Source organism: Pyxidicoccus trucidator (genome assembly GCF_010894435.1).
Lineage (GTDB): Bacteria > Myxococcota > Myxococcia > Myxococcales > Myxococcaceae > Myxococcus > Myxococcus trucidator.
The window spans coordinates 144,253-162,803 of sequence record NZ_JAAIXZ010000010.1 but is presented as its reverse complement, the minus strand read 5'-3'; the positions used below and the strand labels follow the sequence as shown (position 1 = coordinate 162,803).

Here is an 18,551-nt window from a genome sequence, read left to right as displayed (position 1 = left end):
AACTCGAATGGCTCGCCGGGGGTGGCGAGATGGCGACGCTCATCGCGTCGCTCGACTGGTCAAGCTCTCCGCTGGGCCCTATCGAGACGTGGCCACAGAGCCTGCGTACGACGGTGAGCCTCTGCCTCGCCTCGAATTTTCCAATCAACATCATCTGGGGCGACGGCCACAACCAGATCTACAACGACGGCTACCGCGTGGTCTGCGGCGCGGTGCATCCGCGCGCGATGGGCGAGGACTACCGGGTCACCTGGGCGTCTGCCTGGCCAGCCATCGGCGAACCCTTCGAACGGGCGCTCGCCGGGGAGACGACCTACCTCGAGAACCAGCGGATGTTCCTCGAGCGCAATGGCTATCCGGAGGAGACATTCTTCACCTTCTCGCTCAGCCCCATCCGCGACGAGTCCGGGAAGGTGGCGGGGCTCTTCCACCCGGTGACCGAGACGACCCCGACGATGCTCGCCCAGCGGCGCACGCGGGCGCTGCGGGACATCTCGGACCGCGCCGGAATGGCGACAGTCTTTGACGAGGCCTGCGACCTGCTCCTCGCGTCGCTCGAAGAATACGCCTTCGACCTGCCATTCGCGCTCCTCTACGTGACGACGCCAGACGGGACCCAGGCCTTGCTCCGGGGGACCTGCCGGACGCCCGCCGGAGGCACGCTCGCGCCGCGAGTGATTGAGCTGACCGGGACGGACACGGGCACCGGCTGGCCGCTCCTGAAGGCGGCACGCGGCGGCAGAGCGGAGCAAATCTCGGACATGGAGTCCCGGTTCGGGCCCGTCCCCGCGGGACCGTATCCCGAGCCGATGGCGACGTCGTTCGTGCTACCAGTCCGCGTCGCGGGCCTGGACGCGCCGCTGGGCTTCCTCGTCGTCGGGGCGAGCCAGCGACTCCCCCTCGATGATGCCTACCGGACCTTCCTGGAGATGCTGGGGGCGGCGGCCAGCGCGGCCCTCGGGAACGCGCGCGCGTACGAAGCCGAGCGACTCCGGGCCGAGGCGCTCGCGGAGATAGACCAGGCGAAGACGGCCTTCTTCAGCAACGTGAGCCATGAGTTCCGCACGCCGCTCACGCTGCTGCTCGGGCCGGTGGAGGACCTCCTCGCAGGGCACCGGGGGGAACTGCCGGAGGCCGCGCGCGGCGAGCTCGAGGTGGTCCACCGCAATGGGCTGCGGCTCCTCAAGCTGGTGAACGCGCTGCTCGACTTCTCCCGCATCGAGGCGGGCCGCGCCCAGGCCTCGGTCGAGCCGACCGACTTGGCCTCGCTCACCCGGGACATCGCGAGCGCCTTCCGCTCCGCCGTCGAGCGCGCGGGCATGCGGTTCGTGGTGGACGCCGAGCCACTGGGTGACCCGGTGCTCGTGGACCGCGAGATGTGGGAGAAGATTGTCCTGAACCTCGTGTCGAACGCGTTCAAGTTCACCCACGAGGGGGAAATCCGGGTCGAGCTCAAGCGGGAGGACGGGTTCGCGCGGCTGTCGGTGCGGGACACGGGCATCGGCATTCCGGAGCGGGAGCTCGGGCGCGTGTTCCAGCGCTTTCACCGGGTGCAGGGGGCGAAGGGGCGCACCCACGAGGGCAGCGGCATCGGCCTCGCGCTCGTGGACGAGCTCGCGAAGCTCCATGGCGGCTCGGTCGAGGTGCGGAGCGTCGAGGGCGAGGGCTCGACCTTCTTCGTTCGCGTCCCGCTCGGAAGCGCCTACTGGATGGCAGCGCCTGCGCTGGCCGGGACGCAGCGGCCTCCTTCCACCGCGACCCGCCCCGAGGCCTACGTGGAGGAGACGCTTCGCTGGCTGACGGATCAGGCTCCGGCGGCTTCATCGGTGGAGGACGGCAGGAGCGTGGACAGGACTCCCGCGACCTCCACCGCGAAGGCCGTGGAGCTCCCGGCGGCTGGCACCCGCCAGCGGGTCCTGCTCGCCGACGACAACGCCGACATGCGTGACTATGTCCGTCGTCTCCTCGAGGGACGCTATCAAGTCACGGCGGTGGCGAACGGAGCGGAGGCGCTCCGTGTGGCGCGAGCGGCTCGGCCGGACCTCGTGCTCTCGGACGTGATGATGCCGGTGATGGATGGCATCGAGCTGATGAAGCAGCTTCGGGCGGACGACGCGCTGCGCGTGGTCCCCATCATCCTGCTGTCGGCGCGCGCGGGGGAGGAGGCCACGGCGAGCGGGCTCGAGCTTGGCGCGGACGACTATCTGACGAAGCCGTTCTCCGCGAGGGAGCTCCTGGCCCGGGTGCAGGCCCAGCTCAACATGGCCGCCTTGCGGAGGCAGGTGACGGAGCAGGAGACGCGCGCGGAGAACCTCGCGCGGCAGCAGCGGTGGCTCGAGGTCGTGCTGGATCGCCTCCCCATCCCCACCCTGCTCGTCGACCCGGTCTCCGGCCGGTTCACCTTCGTGAACCGGGCCGCCCAGCAGCTCTCCGACGGGCGCTTTCCCGCCGACATCGACGCCGCGGAGCGCGGCCGGGTCTCTCGGCTCACCGATGATGCCGATGGCCCGCTCGACCCGGAGGACACCCCGGGCGCCTTGCTCCGGCGGGGTGAGCGGGTCCGGGACCTGGAGGCGGTCTGGCACTCGCCCGCCGGGCGGTTCAACATCGTGGTGGACTCCGACGTCGTCCCCGCCATCGGCACTCAGCCAGGGCAGGCCATCGTCAGCTTCCGGGACATCTCCCGGCTCAAGCGGGTGGAGCGGGAGCTGAAATCGCTGCTGGGCGCGCGCGACGAGTTCCTCTCCATCGCCTCGCACGAGCTGAAGACGCCCATCACCTCGCTGCGGATGCAGTTGCAGATGACCGAGCGGAACGTGAAGCCCGACGAGGGCCGCGCCCCGAGTCCCGAGAAGCTCGCGAGGGCGCTGCGCGTCTCGTTGGTCCAGGTGGACCGGCTGACGAGCCTCGTCGACGACCTCCTCGACGTCGCGCGCATCCGCACGGGCACCTTCGACCTCACCTTCAAGAAGCTCGACCTCACCCTGCTCGCACGCGACATGATGGAGCGCCTCTCCGGGCAGCTCGCGCAGGCGGGCTGCGAGGCCCTGCTGGACGCGCCGCCCGGACTCGTGGGCGTCTGGGACGGTTCCCGGCTCGAGCAGGTGCTGACGAACCTCGTCTCCAATGCGATGAAGTACGCGCCAGGTGCGCGCCTCGACGTGCGCCTGTCGGCGGCGGGGGAGCTGGCGCGCATCGAAGTGCGCGACTACGGCCCCGGGGTAGGCGAAGCCCAGCGCGAGAGCATCTTCGAGCGCTTCGACCGCGGCATCGCCTCGCGAAACGCCGGAGGGCTGGGCCTGGGCCTCTTCATCTCCAAGCGGATCGTGGCCGCCCACGGAGGGAGCATCGTGGTGGAGAGCCCGCCGGGCGGCGGCGCGAGCTTCGTGGTCCTGCTCCCCCGCGATGCCTCGCGCGCCCTCGCCGAAGGTCTCTCGGCCGTACAGAGGGACGGGACATGAGCCGGCGAATCCTCGTCGTGGAGGACGACCGCTACATCCGCGACGCCATCCGGGAGTTGCTCGAGGACGAGGGACACACCGTCATCTGCGCGGAGAATGGCGCCCAGGGGCTCGCCGAGTTGGAGCGGATGCGGCTGTCCCCGGACATCATCCTTCTGGACCTGATGATGCCGGTGAAGGACGGCTTCCAGTTCCGCACCGAGCAACGCGCCGACGCGCGCTTCGCCCAGATTCCGGTGGTGGTCATGAGTGCCGACCCCCGGCTCGACAGCCACCGGAGCGTCCTCGACGCCCGCGCCTACCTCCGCAAGCCGGTCGACATCGACCAGCTGCTCGCGGCCACCGCGTAGAGGCGTCGCGGCCCTGTCAAAGGTCGACCTCCTCGGGCGGCCCTCTTGCCAGGAAGCACCGACATCGTTAATCCTGTCCGCATGTACCTCGTGGTGAGTGCTCGTCGATTTAGCCGCCCCCCGGCCCCGTTTGGGAGTCGGGAGGCCGTGCTCGTCGACTGAGCGCACGCCCCTCTCGTTGGTGGAACGCCGTCAGGCGCGACGCCCTCCCCGACTCGCCGGGGGGGCATCCAAGGCCGGCGGCGCAAGGCGGCTTCCCCGCCCGGCGTCCCGGAGACCCATGCGTCCCATCGCCATCCACCGAGAGGTTTCCCATGTCGTCCGTCTCCCTTCCTGTCTCCGCATCCACCTCCATCCTCAGCGCCGAAGAACTCCGGCGCGCCCTATCCGTCCGCGACCTCACCGACTCCGCAGCCGGCCCGCATGCCATGCAGCAGCTCGTGTCCGCCGCGCTGGAGTCCCTGCGCTCCACGTGGGGCTGCGAGGTGCGCCTCCACCGGCAGAGCCCTGTCGTCTCCATCGCCGACAACTACGACCGGCTCCACTACCCACCCGGAGGCGCCGCCAGGGACGCGCGCTACTCGCGCTACGTCTGTGACACCGCGCTGCTGCGCTCGCAGACCTCGGCCATGATTCCGGGACTGCTGCGCCGGCTGTCCGCGGCACCGCCCGAGGACGCGCTGCTCGCCTGCCCCGGGCTGGTCTACCGCCGCGACTGCATCGACCGACTCCACACGGGCGAGCCCCACCAGATGGACCTCTGGCGCATCCGTCGAGGCCCGCCGCTCACGCCGGACGACCTGCGAGACATGATTGCCACCGTGGTCCGTGCGCTGCTTCCCGGGCGCGAAGTGAAGCTGACCCCGGCCCTCCACCCGTACACCACCGACGGCCTCCAGGTGGATGTCCTGGCCGGCACGGAGTGGGTGGAGATAGGCGAGTGCGGCCTCGCGCTCCCCGCCCTGCTCGAAGAGAGTGGCCTGGACACCCGCACCACCACGGGCCTGGCCATGGGCGTGGGGTTGGACCGCATCCTGATGTTGCGCAAGGGGCTGGACGACATCCGCCTGCTGCGCTCGGCGAACCCGCGAATCGCGTCCCAGCTCCTGGACCTGGAGCCCTACCGCCCGGTGTCCTCCATGCCGGAGGTCCGGCGGGACTTGTCATTGGTCCTGGAGGAAGAGCAGACACCGGAGGAACTGGGGGACGTCGTGCGTGCCGCGCTCGGAGACCGGGCGGAGCTGGTGGAGGGTGTGCACGTGCTCTCGGAGACCCCCTACTCCGCGCTGCCTCCCAGCGCGGTGAAGCGCATGGGCATCTCCCCGGGCCAGAAGAACGTGCTGCTTCGCGTGGTGCTGCGCGCCCTGGACCGCACGCTGACGCATGACGAGTGCAACACGCTCCGGGACGACATCTACGCGGCGCTCCACCGGGGCACCGCGTGGGAATGGGCGGCCCGCCCGCACTGACGGGAGCCGGCCTACGGCCTCACACCTTGTAGAGCAGGTCCATGTACTTCTTGAGCATGTCGCTCACGAGCCCACGGAAGGGGACGCTGGCCGCCATGCCATAGACGGGCGCCATCGTCCCCTTCTCGCCGGGGTTCAGCTTCACCTGCTCCACGGCGGCGCGCAGGTCCTCCACGAACCGCTCCACCACGCCCGGCTGTGCGTGCCGCAGCGTGACGCACAGGTGGACCGCGGCGGGCTTGTGCAGCCCGTTGAGGCTCCACCCGCGCTCGCTCATCCGCTCCATCACCTTGAACACGTCCACCTCGTCCGAGCCGAAGGCGATGACGAACAGCGGGTCGCCCAGCACGTACAGCTCGGGGATGGCGCGGATGCCCTGCTTGATGGCGGAGGCCGTCTCCAGGATGCGGCGGGTGGCCTCCAGGTAGCCCTGCTCGCCCATGCTCACCAGCGCCGCCCACGCCGTGGCGATGAGCGCACCCGGCCGGCTGCCGGAGAACGTGGGCGAGAAGTAGATGCCACCCGGCCAGTCCGTGGCGGTGAAGTACTGGTGCGAGCGCAGTTCCGTCCCCCGGTACAGGACGACGGACGAACCCTTCGCGGCGTAGCCAAACTTGTGCGTGTCCACGGAGATGGACGTCACGCCCGGCAGCCGGAAGTCGAAGGGCGGCACCTCGTAATGGAGCTTCCGGGCGAACGGCAGCACGAAGCCGCCCAGGCACGCATCCGTGTGGAAGCCGACGCCCTTGCGGCGCGCCAGCTCGGACAGCTCGGCGATGGGGTCGATGACGCCATGGGGAAAGCCCGGCGCGGAGCCGATGATGACGATGGTGTTGCGGTTGACGGCCTTCTTCGTCGCAGCCAGGTCCGCGCGGTAGTCCGGCCCCACGGGCACGCGCACCATCTTCACGCCGAAGTAGTGCGCCGCCTTGTCGAAGGCCGGGTGGGCGCTGGCCGGCGCCACCATCTCCGGCTTCGTGATGCCCTTCTTCTCGCGCGCCCAATCCCGGTACGTCTTGATGGCGAGCATGATGCTCTCGGTGCCACCGGACGACATGGAGCCGCAGATGTGCTCCTGGGCCGGCTTCCCCGAGTTGGCGGCGTCGGCGCCGAGCATGCTCGCCGTCATGGCGATGACTTCGGCCTCGAACTTGGTGGCGCTGGGCCACAGGTCGGCGTGCAGCGGGTTGCTCTGCGAATGGAGCGAGTAGACGTGGTTGAGGAAGTCGATGTGCCCCTCGTCCCCGTTGTACACGGCCCCGGACACCTTGCCCTCGCGCCAGCGCGACTCCTCCTGGGCCTGCAGCGCCTGCAACTCCTTCAGCACCTCCCCGCGCTCACGCCCCGTCGCCGGCAGGTGGTCATACGCGGGCATCTTCCCCCGGTAAGGCTTGAGGTCTCCCTCCAGCTCGGACAGGAGCGAGTCCGTCTCCTTCGACAGCAGCTCGCGCACCTTCGGCACGGCCTTGAGGTAGCGCTCGGCCGCGGACAGCAGCCGGGGGGGCACGTGGTTCAGCAGCCTCAACGACTTCAGGTCGGGCAGTGCCATGGGAAGGGTCCTTTCCGTGCCGTCAGGCGCTCCGCGCGCGGTTGAGGCGGGCGAAGATGGCCTTGTTGGCCTTGTAGAGATTGACGAACTCGCGGAACAGCTCGTCGTAGAGGGCCCGGTTCTTCGGGTCCGGTTCATAGGTATGGGCGATGGAGACGAGGGAGGGAATCTCCTCCACCGTGAGCTGCCCCAGCGCCACCGCCGCCTGGAACGCGGCGCCCCGGGCGTTGGCCAGCACGGGCTCGTCCACCTGCTGAATGGTGCGGCCCAGCACGTCCGCGTGAATCTGGCACCACAGCGGAGAGCGCGCGCCGCCGCCGATGATGCGCAGCGAGTCCAGCCGGCGGCCCACGAACTGCTCCACGTAGGTGAACAGCCAGCGCGAGTTGTAGGCCACGCCCTCCATCACCGCGCGCACCATGTGGGCTCGCGTCGTCTTGAGGGACTGGTTGAAGAAGCCACCGCGCAGCGACTTGTCGTCCACGGGGCTGCGCTCGCCGTTGAGCCACGGCATGAAGATGAGCTGGTCGCTGCCGGCGGGGACGCTCCCGGCCTGGCGCTCCATCAGCTTGTAGACCTCCGCCGAGTCGTCCTCCGCCACGGGGGCTCCGGGCGTCGTGTCGCGGCCGTAGAGGATGTTGTCCTTGAGGAAGGTGAGGCAGATGCCCGCGGACTCCTGCTCGTTGGCCAGCAGGTAGCGCCCCGGCAGCGCGGAGGGCACGGAGGCCATCTGGTGGAAGAGGTCCGTCTTCTTGTAGGGCACGTGGCAGCTCAGCCACGACGACGTGCCCACGCACAGGTGCGGCTCGTAATCTCTCACCGCGCCCGAGCCCACGGCGGCGGCGAGGATGTCCGGAGCGCCCGTCACCACCTGTACGTCCTCGCGCAGTCCCAGCGCCCGCGCGGCCTCCGGCTGCAGCGGGCCGAGCACCGTGGCGGCGGGCACCAGGTCCGGCAGCTTCTCTCGCTCCAGGCCCGTCATCTCCAGCAGGCGCTCGTCATAGACGACGCGGCTCAACGCGCGGTTGTCCGTCACCCAGTGCAGGGTGATGGAGTCGTACGAGGCGGCGAAGCGGCCGCTCAGCCGCAGGTTGAGCCAGTCCTTGGGCTCCAGGAACTTGTAGGTGTTCCGGTAGATGTCGGGGTGCGCGCTCTGGAGGTACAGGATGTGGCCCACCGGGTCCTTGCCGGACAGGCTGGGCACCCCGCCGGTCAGGCGAATCCAGGTGAGCAGGCGGCGGAGGCCGTAGCCCTCAATCGGAATGAAGCCGTTGGCCGCGCGCCGCACCAGGGCCGCGCCGCGCGAGTCCATCCAGATGAGGGCGGGACACAGGGGCTTGCCCGCCGCGTCCACGGCCACGGTGCCGGACCACTGGGAGCTGCAGTTGACGCCGAGGATGTCGTCCGCGCGGACGCTCCCGGACTCCAGCAGCCGCCGCGTGCCCCGGACGATGGCGCGCCACCACGCCTCGGGGTCCTGCTCGGCGCCGCCGTCGGGAAGCAGGGACAGCTCCAGCGGCTCCACCTCGCCGCCGAGGATTCTCCCTCGCACGCTGACCACGGCGAGCTTCACGGCCGACGTGCCGAGGTCGATGGCCAGGATGGACTTGTCACCAGCGTGGGACACACGGCCCTCCCTGCTGCGGGTCAGGAGTCGTCGGACGAGCGGCGCCGCCGACTCTAGGGAGGTAGTAACAGAACCCGCCACCCGGTTACCGGGGAAGGTTTTCTTTCTGAACCCGGCAGGGCCGTCCCGCGCGCCCCGCCCTACCGCAGGCGAGCAGCCAGCTTGCTGGGACAGGCGCTCGGGGCGGCCGGCGTCAGTCCCTCAGCCGCGCGGCGAGCCGCGTGAAGCGCTTCTGGGTGTCCCCGTTGCGCACCGCGAGCCCCAGCGCCTTCTTGCTTCCCACCAGCACCACCAGCTTCTTCCCGCGCGTCACGCCGGTGTAGAGCAGGTTGCGCTGCAGGAGCATGTAGTGCTGCGTGTGCAGGGGCAGCACCACGCACGGGTACTCGCTGCCCTGCGACTTGTGCACGCTCGTGGCGTAGGCCAGCACCAGCTCGTCCAGGTCCGACCAGGAGTACGCCACCGGCCGTCCGTCGTAGAGCACCACCAGCGACTGCTCCTCCTTGTCGATGGCCTCCACCCGTCCGATGTCCCCGTTGAAGACGCCGAGCTCGTAGTTGTTGCGCACCTGCATCACCTTGTCGCCCACCCGGAACGTACGGCTGCCGCGGGCAAGATCCTCTCCCGAGGGATTCAGGTGCTCCTGCAGCACGGCGTTGAGGTTCGAGGTACCGATGAGGCCCCGGTTCATCGGGACGAGCACCTGCACCTCGTCCACCGGGTGGAACCCGAAGCGGCGGGGAATCCGCTCCTTCACCAGCGTCTTCAGGGCCGCGAGGATGGCCTCGGGCTCCTCCTTCTCCACGAAGTAGAAGTCGGCCAGCGCGTCCGCCGGGGGCACCTGGGGCAGCTCTCCCTGGTTGATGCGGTGGGCGTTGGTGATGATGAGGCTCGCCTGCGCCTGGCGGAAGATGTGCTTCAGCCGCACCACCGGCACGTGTCCGGAGGCGATGATGTCCTGGAGCACGCTGCCCGGCCCCACGCTCGGCAGCTGGTCCACGTCCCCTACGAGCAGCAGCTGGCAGTGGGGCGGCAGCGCCTTGAGCACATTGAGCATCAGCACGGTGTCCACCATGGACACCTCGTCGAGCACCAGCATGTCCGCGTCGAGCGGGTTGTTGCGGTCTCTCAGGAAGCCGTGGGTGCGGGGGTTGTACTCGAGCAGCCGGTGGATGGTCTCCGCCTCGCGCCCTGTCGCCTCCCCCATCCGCTTGGCCGCACGCCCGGTGGGCGCCGAGAGCAGGAGCTTGCGGCCCTTCTTCTCCAGGATGGAGAGGATGGCATTGACCAGCGTCGTCTTCCCGGTGCCCGGACCGCCGGTGATGACCAGCACCTTGGCCACCATCGCCTGGCGCACCGCCTCCTTCTGCTCGGGGGCGAGCGAGATGCCCTGGCGGCCCTCGAACCAGGCCATGGCCCGCTCGACGTCCACTTCCAGGGGCCGTCCGGGCCAGGCGGCGAGCGCCTTGAGGAGGTTGGCGACGCCCACCTCCGAGACATGCAGGGCCTTCAGGTACACCGCCTCGCAGGCGTCCTCGGGGCGGGGCTGGGCGAGGGCGCTGGCCCCCTCCACGGCGAGGTACTCGGCGGCGGCGAGCCGGGTGATGGCCGCCTCCACGAGTTCGGGCGTCACCTCCAGCATCTCCACCGTCCGCGCGGTGAGCTTGTCGCGCGGCGCGTAGAGGTGGCCGTCCTCGGAGAACTCGCGGAGCACCTGCAACACCCCCGCCTCGGCGCGCTTGGGCGAGTGGGAGGGCACGCCGAGCGACTGGGCGATGCGGTCGGCGGTGCGAAAGCCGATGCCATACACATCGATGGCGAGCCGGTACGGGTTGTTCTGCACCACCTCGATGGATTGGGCGCCGTACTGCTTGTAGACCTTCACCGCGAAGCTGGCCGGCACCTCGTGGGACTGCAGGAAGACCATCACCTGACGGATGTCTCGCTGCTCGGCCCACGTCTCGCACAGGAGCTTGCGGCGCTTCTCCCCGAAGCCCTTCACCTCCGCCAGCCGCTCGGGCTTCGAGTCGATGACTTCCAGCGTCTCCAGGCCGAAGTGCGCCACCAGGCGTTTGGCCATCGCCGGGCCCACGCCCTTCACCAGCCCGCTGCCAAGGTACTTCTCGATGCCCACCAGCGTCGCCGGCTTCACCGTCGCGAAGGAGTCGACGCGGAACTGCTCTCCGTACTTCCGGTCCTGCACCCACCAGCCGGTGAGGCGCAGGGACTCGCCCGGCTGGGCGCCGAGGAGATTGCCCACCGCGGTGATGGGGTCCTTTCGGCCGTGGACCACCACGCGCACCACGCTCCAGGCGGCCTCCTCGTTGGTGAAGGTGATGCGCTCGAGGCTCCCCTCCAGGGTGGTGGTAGGACGCGAAGGGGCGTTGGCCTCGCGAGGCCCCGGAGCCCCGTCCCGCGCGGCGGGAAGGGCGCCACCAGCATCGGCGGCGTAGACCGGGGGAGGACGGGAGGCGGACATGGCCCTTGAAGCTATCAGGGTGCCCGGCCACTGCAGCGGCGACGTAGACCGGGCCCCGCCCGAGTGGCCGCCTGCCTGCCCTCCAGGCCGCACCGACCCAAGCGACCCTCTCGATTCCTGGCCCGTCTATCGGCGAGGAGTACGGGACTTGAATCCGTGGGCAGGGCGATAGCAAACCCCAAGCAGGACGCGCTGCTACCCACTATCGCCTTGCTTCTCCTCAGGTTCTTCCACCCGCCCCGTCCCACCCCGTTCCCTCATGTTCCCCTCCAACCCCGCTGGAGGGCACACCGAGGACACATGCGGCCCCGCCAGCGCCGCGCTGAACGGACGGCGGGTCAGGGCGTGACGGGCTGCATGAGTCCGGCCCGGGCCAGCAGCTCACCCACGCGCTCGGCTAGCGCCACATGCTCCGGGTTGGCTGCCGTGAAGCGCTCGGGGGTCAGGACGATGAGAGTCCCCTTGTCCTCGATTGGCTCGATGCGCACGGGACCGGGGAGCGGTGGCACCGTACCGCGCCGGGCTGACAGGTACATGACCCAGCCTACGAACGTTCCTGGCTTGGGACTTTCCGACACCAAGTCCCGATGAGCTGAGGAAGTCGCAACAGCGCAATCCGGCTCCCAAGCCATCGCCATGCTCTTTACGAGCCCGCTTAGAACGGGAGCAGTCACGACCCGGTCCGCGTTTGGCCCGCGCCCGGGCAGTTGGAAAAAACAAAAGTTGTTCACTGCATCTGTGTAGCCGCCGCACGTAAGGTCGAACCCACTAGCATCGTAGTCGTCACCCACACCATTCCATGCGCTGAGCCGAAACCCAAGGTCTTCAAATACGCGGTCCTTGCCTCGGCGAACGAGTTTCTCCAACTCAGCGCGCATAGGCTCGATGGGTCGCGTCAGTGCATCTTTGCGCGACTTGCCCGGCCGGAACCATCGAGCAAAGGATGAATCGACGGCGGGGAGGCTCACCAGGAGAATCTCCAAGCGCCGGGCGCATTCCTCCGGGGACTCCCTTCGCGCGCCCCAATAAGCACCCGCATAATATTTCTCGTTCATTCTCCAAGGCTCCTTACGGCAGCGGAGGGGTGAATACGACGTCAATCTCAAGGATGCCTCTTCCCTTGAACAACTCCTTGATCGCCTCCGCCGTCTTGCTCTCGGCTACATGCCACCGGATTTTTGCGCCCGTGTGCTTGGCGGCCCTGATCTGTCTCTGCGCTTGTTCAATGAGGGCCTTTGCCCCCGACTTCTCGAACCAGATTTTGGGCGTGAGGTCGTCCAGGAACTTGTTGGCATAGCCCTGCCCCTTGGCTTCCAGTAGCACGCCGTCCTTGAACCCGTCGAACTTCACGCCTCCGCTGTTCTTGCCCACACCGCCGACCCAGTATGCAGCGTCCGCTGAGTGTCCTGTGATCTGTTCCTGGTAGCGACGCGCACGCGGGGACATCGACTCCTTCGCCGGTCCCCACTGGGCTTGCCCCGGAACACGCACTGCAGGGGGTTAGATGCGGATAGGCTGTGGCGCTATGTCCCCACAAGCCCGTCAGCTCGAACGTGCAGGCAAGCACTTCCGCGTTCCAGTCGAGCACTGCCACATCGTCGAAGTTCTCTCCGAGGGGCTTCCCCGACTCCGGTTCGATGACCCGAAGCAGAGCACCTTGGACATTCACGGAGAGTTTCATGTCAAGGTGTCCGGCGTCGCGGACGTGTTCTCCCCACGAGAGCCTGGCGCCCTCAACGTCCTTGAGGCATTCCTTTGTGTTCCCATCCTCTCAGCCTTCGCCAGCAGGCACGGCGCGCTGAGCGTGCGATTCGAGGATGGGCGTGAACTCGTCGTGCCAGATGGTCCTTACGAGAACTGGCACTTCATGAACGACGATGGCCTCGTCGTTCATGGTGGGGTGGGACGCCTTGTTTGGTAGGGCGTCCATCAGTGCGACGTCGCGAACAGGGCGCCCCGAGCGGCCTCGGAGCCGCACCCCACCGCGTCGAAGCCGTCCCGGGCCTCGCCCACCTGGAAGTCTGCCTCGACGTGGAGGAGCCGCCCGGCAAAGCCCACGAGGAAGTGTCCGCCCTCCTCCTGGTTATTCACCTGCGTGTTCCGGGCCCAGCCGCGCTCCTTCAGCGTGGCGCGCAGCGAGTCCACGAAGTCCACCACCATGTACCGCTCCAGCGCCCCGCGCTTCTTCGGCACCGGAGGCGGGCGAAGGCATGCGCCAGGAGCTGGCCCAGGCGGAAGCTGCTGGTGAAGCCGAGGACGAAGGGCCCGTTGCGGAACACCTTCACGTCTCGCCGGACGGTGAGGTCGTACCCGCCTACGCCCGCGCTGTCTCCGCCGATGTAGATGCGGCCACCGTGCACCGCCCCAGCAATGCACGTCACGGCTTGTCCTCCGAGCGGACCACCATGTCGCAAGCAGTCGCCTCCAGGACGCGGACACCAGTGGCAGTCGCGAGCCGGCCCTGGACGTGCGCCACGGCCTCTCTGGTTCCCTGGTCGTGGACCTGCCCGATGGTGCAGTCGCTCCCCCATCTGGCGTTGAGCGTCACCTCCACCATCACGCGCACCCGCACCGTCGCCGTCTGCCTGTCCCTGCTCATGCCGCGCCTCCACCTGCCGTGCGCCTGGTCATGTCCGACCAGAAGAGGCGAGATCAGCAACAGGCCCAGGCCCCTGCCACGCACCTGATGGGAGCGCGCCCTGGGCAGGCGGCTCAGTCCTGAGCCAGCCGGTCCACGAGCCGTACCAGCTCCGCGACCGAGCCCACTCCCAACTTGTGAATGACACGGCCGCGGTGCACTTTGACGGTCTTCTCACTGGTGCCGAGCTGCTCTGCGATGAGCTTGTTGGGCAGGCCCTGGGACACTAGAGCGCACACCTCGCGCTCCCGGGGGGTGAGGGCGGCATGACGGGTCCGCAGAGAGTTTGCCTCGGCGCGGGCGGCGCGGGCGGCCGCATCCTTCGCCAGGGCTTGGGTGATGGCGTCGAGCAATTGTTGCTCATCAAAGGGCTTCAGGAGGAAGTCCACGGCTCCGGACTTCATGGCCTTGACGCTGGCAGGGACGTCCCCGTGGCCAGAGATGAAGATGACAGGCAGGTGGCAGTCGCTTCGCGCCATGGCCTGCTGCAGCTCCAGCCCGTTCAGCCCTGGCATGCGCAGGTCCAACACGGCGCAACCCGGCGTGTCGCCGGGGAGCTGTGCGAGGAACTTCGAGGGCGAGGCGAAGGGCCGGGTGGCATAGCCAGCGGCCTTGAGGAGCCGCCCCAGGCCCCGCAGCATGGAGTCGTCATCGTCCACGAGGAAGATGGTGGCGGGGGCGTGAGTCATGACGGCAAACCCGAGGTGGCAGCAGGAAGGAGGCACCGTAACAGAGCCCCTTGCCCAGGGGGGCTCTCGGCTTGGAGCTGGCCGCCGTGCGCCTCGACGATGGAGCGGCTGATGGACAGCCCCATCCCCAGCCCTTGCTCCTTGGTGGAGTAGAAGGGCTCGAAGATGAGGGGCAGCCGCGACGGCTCGATGCCTCCTCCCGAGTCCTGCACGCTCAGCTCCACCTGCTCCTGGCCCGTGGAGGTGGTGCGCACCCAGACCTGGCGCTGGCCCGCGGGGACATCGGCCATGGCATCCAGGGCATTGACGAGCAGGTTGAGCACCACCTGCTGGAGCTGGATGCCATCCCCCCGCACGGCGGGCAGAGACGGGGTCAGCACCAGATGCAGGTCCGCGCCGCGCAGCAGCATGTCATTGACCACCATGCGTGCCATCTCGCGGACCAGCTCGTTCAGGGAGTGGAACTCATACTGGGGCTCCCCCTTCTTGAGCAGCGTGCGCATGCGGCGGATGACCTCGCCCGCCCGCTTGTCGTCGGAGATGATGTCCCCGAGGGCTTCTCGCACCTCGCCCAGCTCCGCTGGGGTGGCATCCAGCAGGCGGCGCGCGGCCTGAGCGTTGGTGAGGATCGCGGCCAGGGGCTGGTTGAGCTCGTGGGCCAGCGAGGCGGCCATTTCGCCCAGGGCCGCCACCCGGCCGACGTGGGCCAGCTGTTCCAGGGTGCGGCGCGCCTCCAGCTCCGAGAGCTTCTCCAAGCGGTGGCGCTCGTTGAGCTCCGCCTGGGCGCGAATGCGGCGGCGGCGCTCCACCACAAGCACCCCGGTCATCAGCGCCTGCAAGGCGATGATGGTGAGGGCGCCCAGGACATACCAGCGATAGCGCTCCCAGAAGGACGGCTCTTCGAAGGCGATCCGCACCCCCGGAGGCACTTTGTCGCGGGCAATGCCCCAGCGCTGCAGCGCGCGGGCGTCGACAGTCACGCTGTCCACGGGCGCCGGCTCCAAGGGCGTGCTGAAGCCAACCTGCTCTCCGCGCAACATGCGGGCGGTGAGCATGCCCAATTGTCGGCCGACGGCCTCATAGTTGATGAGCACTCCGCCGACGAAGCCCATGCCCAAGACGGTATCGTGGACGGTGAAGCACGGCCGGTTGCTGGCGGCCAGCAGCATGCGCGCGACCTCGCGCGGCACGAAGGGCCTCCCGGTGGAATCAGACATGAAGGTGAACGTGAGCACGGCGGTATCGGCCGGCAGGGTCCCCACGCGCTCGAGCATCTCAGCCAGCGGAAGGCCGCTCAGGTCGATGAGCTCCAACCCCCGCCGCGCCAGCAGGGGCTGCAGCTCTTGCAGGAACTGTTTCTGCTGCGCTTGCTCCCAGGAGCTGGAGCCGTTGACGAGCGCCAGCCTCCGCGTGCCGGGCATCAGCTGCAGGGCCAGCTCCGCCGTGGCCAGCATGTTGTAATGCAGCCACTGGCCCACCACTCGCTCCGGGCGAGGTGACTGCTCCCACAGCCACTTCTCCTCGGAGAGGGCGACCACGGGAATATCCGGCCACAGCTCCTGGCGCAGCTCCAGGCTCACGCGGATGGCGTCGGTGCGGAAGGTGACGAGTGCATCCGGCCGACGCTCGCGGTACTTGACCCGATACCAGGAACGCAGTGCTCGTTTGTATTCAGACCCGCTGGCCCAGCCCAGATCCAGGCTCTCGACATCCACGGTGACCGGGCCGCCCCAGGACTCCCACAGGGAGGAGCGGAGACTGGAGACGAGCATCGCCATGGCGGGAAGCGCCGTGTCCTCGGGGACGAGCAGGAGCACGGACTTTCCGGCTGGACGCGCCTCTTGGGCCACCACATCGGCCGAGCCCGCGGCGAACGTGGTGGTGGTGAGCAGCAGGCACGGCAGCAGGAACTTCAACGCAGTCTGGGACATGGCGTCTCCTTGGTGAGGGGAGGGCACCCCACCACTCCCCCCCGACGCCCGGCTTGGGCCGCATGGGCCGGCGTGTGCCTCCAGGGGGCTGCACGGCCTCCCCACCGGCCCGGCGCACAGCCCGGGGGCACCCGGCATCAGCCCTCCTCGGCCCTTCTGCACCAGCCCACCACCCTCAACACAGCCCCTATCCGTCTTATGCGCTCGGCACCAGTGAGAAGACCGTCAAAGTGCACCGCGGTCGTGTCGTTCAGAAGTTCAGAAGTTGGGAGTGGGCTCGGTCGCGGAGCTGGTGCGGCTCGTGGACCGGCTGGACCAGGACTGAGCCGCCCGCCGTATAGGTACAAGGTCCCATATCCACTTCCTGATACTTCGGCATAGAGAGTGGGGAGCCTCTCCCTGTCAAGCAGGCGTCACGAAATGCAAACCTGAGGAAATAATGCCTATCACAGCCACCCCCGAAGAGGCGCGTGCCATTGTCAAGGATGCCTACCTGTATGGATGGCCTCTCTCAGAGAATTACAACACACTCTTCGCCTACTCCATTGATACGGAGAATCCGAACTACAAGGCCCCGTTCAACCAGATCTGCAATGTACCCAGGGTATTCACCCCGGAGGACACGGCCATCGTGTCGCCGAACTCCGACACCCCCTACTCGTTCATCTGGGCCGATCTCAGGGCAGAGCCTCTGGTGCTCACCGCTCCGCCCATGACGCCGGAGGATCGCTACTTCTCGTTCCAGTTGATCGATCTCTACACCTTCAACTTCAGCTATATCGGCACCCGGGCTACCGGGAACGACGGCGGCAGCTTCCTGCTGGCGGGGCCTTCGTGGGAGGGCGCGGACAGGTCCAGGTTCGATGGCATCTCCTATAGCGAGAGCCATTTCGCCTTCGTGGCCGTCCGCACGCAGCTCTTCAATCCAAACGACCTGCCAAACGTCGAGGCAATCCAGAATCAGTACAAGGTCCAGCCCCTGAGCCAGTTTCTCGGCACCCCGCCGCCGCCCTCCCCCCCCTCCATCAAGTGGCCGGCCCCCCTCGTCGGAGCCCCGGGCAAGACACCCGCGGTGTTCGGCAACATCAATTTCATGCTCCAATTCTGTCCCACCAATCCCACCGAGGTGGGCTTGATGGAGCGGTTCGCTCGGATCGGCGTTGGCGCCGGCCTGCCGTTCGATGTGAACGACCTGAGCCCCGAAATGCTGGCGGCCTTTGAAGGAGGCATCGCCGATGCCTGGCAGGCATTCGAAGCGATCAATGCACAAGTGGACGCGGGCGAGCTGAAGACCAGCGATTTCTTCGGCACGAGGGACTTCCTCAACAACAACTACCTGTACCGCTTCGCGGGGGCGAAGCTCGGCATCTACGGAAACTCCAAGGAGGAAGCGCTCTACCCGGTTTACAGCGTGGATGCGAACGAGCAGAAACTCGACGCCTCGACAAGTCAATACACGCTCACCCTGACCGAGCTCCCGCCGGCCAAGGCGTTCTGGTCCGTCACCATGTATGACGCCAAGACCCAGCTGCTCGTCGACAACCCCATCAATCGCTATCTGGTGAACTCGCCGATGCTGGACTCGTTCGTGCGGGGGGAGGACGACTCAATCACGTTCTACATCCAGAAAGAAGCTCCGAACGAGGGGTTGCAACCGAACTGGCTGCCAACCCCTGATGGAGCGTTCTACATGGGCATGCGGCTCTACGTCCCGGAGCGGAGCGCACTCGACGGCGAGTGGACCCCTCCCCCGGTGCGGCGAGTGGACACCTCGGCGAGATAGGTCCCGCTCCACTGAGGCTCGGTGACATGTGCCCGGCCTGGATGCCCCTTGTGCATCCCGAGGACGCGAGGTCCCCCCTGCCTATGGCAGCGGACGTTTCACCCCCACTTGAGGAAATAATGCCTATCACAGCCACCCCCGAAGAAGCGCGTGCCATTGTCAAGGATGCCTACCTGTATGGATGGCCTCTCTCAGAGAATTACAACACGCTCTACGCCTACTCCATTGATACAGAGAATCCGAACTACAAGGCCCCGTTCAACCAGATCTGCAATGTACCCAGGGTAGCCACCCCGGAGGACACGGCCGTCGTGACGCCGAACTCCGACACCCCCTACTCGTTCATCTGTGCCGATCTCAGGGCAGGGCCTCTGGTGCTCACCGTTCCGCCCATGACGCCGGAGGATCGCTACTTCTCGTTCCAGTTGATCGATCTCTACACCTTCAACTTCAGCTATATCGGCACCCGGGCTACCGGGAACGACGGCGGCAGCTTCCTGCTGGCGGGGCCTTCGTGGGAGGGCGCGGACAGGTCCAGGTTCGATGGCATCTCCTATAGCGAGAGCCATTTCGCC

At 67.8% G+C, this 18,551-nt stretch carries 15 protein-coding genes; 6 read left to right on the top strand and 9 right to left on the bottom strand.

The features are described 5' to 3' along the window. Positions 1 to 29: 29 nt before the first annotated feature. The 3 genes from G4D85_RS26905 to srmL all read left to right on the top strand — a co-directional run bounded on the left by G4D85_RS26905 (position 30) and on the right by srmL (position 5,280). Positions 30 to 3,461 (top strand): ATP-binding protein, encoded by a 3,432-nt coding sequence (locus G4D85_RS26905; protein ID WP_205525723.1) that lies wholly within the window; start codon positions 30 to 32, stop codon positions 3,459 to 3,461. Further along, positions 3,458 to 3,811 carry a response regulator gene (locus G4D85_RS26900; protein WP_164016863.1) on the top strand — a complete coding sequence of 118 codons (354 nt, stop codon included), beginning with the start codon at positions 3,458 to 3,460 and terminating at the stop codon, positions 3,809 to 3,811. Before G4D85_RS26905 ends, G4D85_RS26900 begins: the two co-directional genes overlap by 4 nt. A 314-nt stretch (positions 3,812 to 4,125) precedes the next feature. Further along, positions 4,126 to 5,280, top strand: a complete 1,155-nt coding sequence (gene srmL / locus G4D85_RS26895) for a PheS-related mystery ligase SrmL (protein ID WP_164016862.1) — start codon at positions 4,126 to 4,128, stop codon at positions 5,278 to 5,280. A gap of 19 nt (positions 5,281 to 5,299) precedes the next feature. On the opposite strand, the gene G4D85_RS26890 is transcribed toward srmL, so the two are convergent. From G4D85_RS26890 to G4D85_RS26870, 5 genes are all read right to left on the bottom strand, one after another. Beyond that, positions 5,300 to 6,829, bottom strand: a complete 1,530-nt coding sequence (locus G4D85_RS26890; protein ID WP_164016861.1) for a pyridoxal phosphate-dependent decarboxylase family protein — start codon at positions 6,827 to 6,829, stop codon at positions 5,300 to 5,302. A 22-nt stretch (positions 6,830 to 6,851) separates the two neighbouring features. Further along, positions 6,852 to 8,456 (bottom strand): xylulokinase, encoded by a 1,605-nt coding sequence (locus G4D85_RS26885; protein ID WP_205525722.1) that lies wholly within the window; start codon positions 8,454 to 8,456, stop codon positions 6,852 to 6,854. A gap of 193 nt (positions 8,457 to 8,649) precedes the next feature. Next, positions 8,650 to 10,935: an SF1B family DNA helicase RecD2 gene (recD2, locus tag G4D85_RS26880; protein ID WP_164016860.1), complete on the bottom strand. Its 2,286-nt coding sequence runs from the start codon at positions 10,933 to 10,935 to the stop codon at positions 8,650 to 8,652. A gap of 338 nt (positions 10,936 to 11,273) precedes the next feature. Continuing rightward, positions 11,274 to 11,990 carry an Imm52 family immunity protein gene (locus tag G4D85_RS50585; RefSeq protein ID WP_164016859.1) on the bottom strand — a complete coding sequence of 239 codons (717 nt, stop codon included), beginning with the start codon at positions 11,988 to 11,990 and terminating at the stop codon, positions 11,274 to 11,276. A 13-nt stretch (positions 11,991 to 12,003) separates the two neighbouring features. After that, a complete protein-coding gene (locus G4D85_RS26870) occupies positions 12,004 to 12,381 on the bottom strand; it encodes a Tox-REase-5 domain-containing protein (RefSeq protein ID WP_164016858.1) in 378 nt (125 codons plus the stop codon). Positions 12,382 to 12,460: 79 nt separating this feature from the next. Here G4D85_RS26870 and G4D85_RS26865 point away from each other — a divergent pair, with 79 nt between their 5' ends. Next, positions 12,461 to 12,856: a DUF6188 family protein gene (locus tag G4D85_RS26865; RefSeq protein WP_164016857.1), complete on the top strand. Its 396-nt coding sequence runs from the start codon at positions 12,461 to 12,463 to the stop codon at positions 12,854 to 12,856. Between the two features lie 8 nt (positions 12,857 to 12,864). Here G4D85_RS26865 and G4D85_RS26860 read toward each other — a convergent pair whose 3' ends face one another. The 4 genes from G4D85_RS26860 to G4D85_RS26845 all read right to left on the bottom strand — a co-directional run bounded on the left by G4D85_RS26860 (position 12,865) and on the right by G4D85_RS26845 (position 16,193). After that, entirely contained in the window at positions 12,865 to 13,128 is a 264-nt protein-coding gene (locus G4D85_RS26860; RefSeq protein WP_164016856.1) for a hypothetical protein, read from the bottom strand. 184 nt (positions 13,129 to 13,312) lie between these two features. Then, a complete protein-coding gene (locus G4D85_RS26855) occupies positions 13,313 to 13,534 on the bottom strand; it encodes a hypothetical protein (RefSeq protein WP_164016855.1) in 222 nt (73 codons plus the stop codon). A 113-nt stretch (positions 13,535 to 13,647) separates the two neighbouring features. Further along, complete coding sequence (locus tag G4D85_RS26850) at positions 13,648 to 14,262, bottom strand: response regulator transcription factor (RefSeq protein ID WP_164016854.1); 615 nt, start codon at positions 14,260 to 14,262, stop codon at positions 13,648 to 13,650. After that, the gene (locus G4D85_RS26845) at positions 14,259 to 16,193 is read right to left on the bottom strand and encodes a sensor histidine kinase (RefSeq protein ID WP_164016853.1); all 1,935 of its coding nucleotides are present in this window, start codon (positions 16,191 to 16,193) and stop codon (positions 14,259 to 14,261) included. Before G4D85_RS26845 ends, G4D85_RS26850 begins: the two co-directional genes overlap by 4 nt. Before the next feature lie 439 nt (positions 16,194 to 16,632). On the opposite strand from G4D85_RS26845, the gene G4D85_RS26840 reads away from it, so the two are divergent. Together G4D85_RS26840 and G4D85_RS26835 are read left to right on the top strand one after the other, a co-directional pair. Further along, the gene (locus G4D85_RS26840; protein WP_164016852.1) at positions 16,633 to 17,976 is read left to right on the top strand and encodes a DUF1254 domain-containing protein; all 1,344 of its coding nucleotides are present in this window, start codon (positions 16,633 to 16,635) and stop codon (positions 17,974 to 17,976) included. Between the two features lie 119 nt (positions 17,977 to 18,095). Continuing rightward, on the top strand, positions 18,096 to 18,551 hold a 456-nt coding region (locus tag G4D85_RS26835; protein WP_164016851.1), incomplete at its 3' end, for a DUF1254 domain-containing protein.

Excerpts from the sequence above, each read along its gene's own strand:
- G4D85_RS26905 (WP_205525723.1), top strand. The coding sequence starts at position 30 with ATGGCGACGCTCATCGCGTCGCTCGACTGGTCAAGCTCTCCGCTGGGC.
- G4D85_RS26840 (WP_164016852.1), top strand. The coding sequence starts at position 16,633 with ATGCCTATCACAGCCACCCCCGAAGAGGCGCGTGCCATTGTCAAGGAT.
- G4D85_RS26890 (WP_164016861.1), bottom strand. The coding sequence starts at position 6,829 with ATGGCACTGCCCGACCTGAAGTCGTTGAGGCTGCTGAACCACGTGCCC.
- srmL (WP_164016862.1), top strand. The coding sequence starts at position 4,126 with ATGTCGTCCGTCTCCCTTCCTGTCTCCGCATCCACCTCCATCCTCAGC.
- recD2 (WP_164016860.1), bottom strand. The coding sequence starts at position 10,935 with ATGTCCGCCTCCCGTCCTCCCCCGGTCTACGCCGCCGATGCTGGTGGC.
- G4D85_RS26850 (WP_164016854.1), bottom strand. The coding sequence starts at position 14,262 with ATGACTCACGCCCCCGCCACCATCTTCCTCGTGGACGATGACGACTCC.
- G4D85_RS26870 (WP_164016858.1), bottom strand. The coding sequence starts at position 12,381 with ATGTCCCCGCGTGCGCGTCGCTACCAGGAACAGATCACAGGACACTCA.
- G4D85_RS26865 (WP_164016857.1), top strand. The coding sequence starts at position 12,461 with ATGTCCCCACAAGCCCGTCAGCTCGAACGTGCAGGCAAGCACTTCCGC.
- G4D85_RS50585 (WP_164016859.1), bottom strand. The coding sequence starts at position 11,990 with ATGAACGAGAAATATTATGCGGGTGCTTATTGGGGCGCGCGAAGGGAG.
- G4D85_RS26900 (WP_164016863.1), top strand. The coding sequence starts at position 3,458 with ATGAGCCGGCGAATCCTCGTCGTGGAGGACGACCGCTACATCCGCGAC.
- G4D85_RS26855 (WP_164016855.1), bottom strand. The coding sequence starts at position 13,534 with ATGAGCAGGGACAGGCAGACGGCGACGGTGCGGGTGCGCGTGATGGTG.
- G4D85_RS26845 (WP_164016853.1), bottom strand. The coding sequence starts at position 16,193 with ATGTCCCAGACTGCGTTGAAGTTCCTGCTGCCGTGCCTGCTGCTCACC.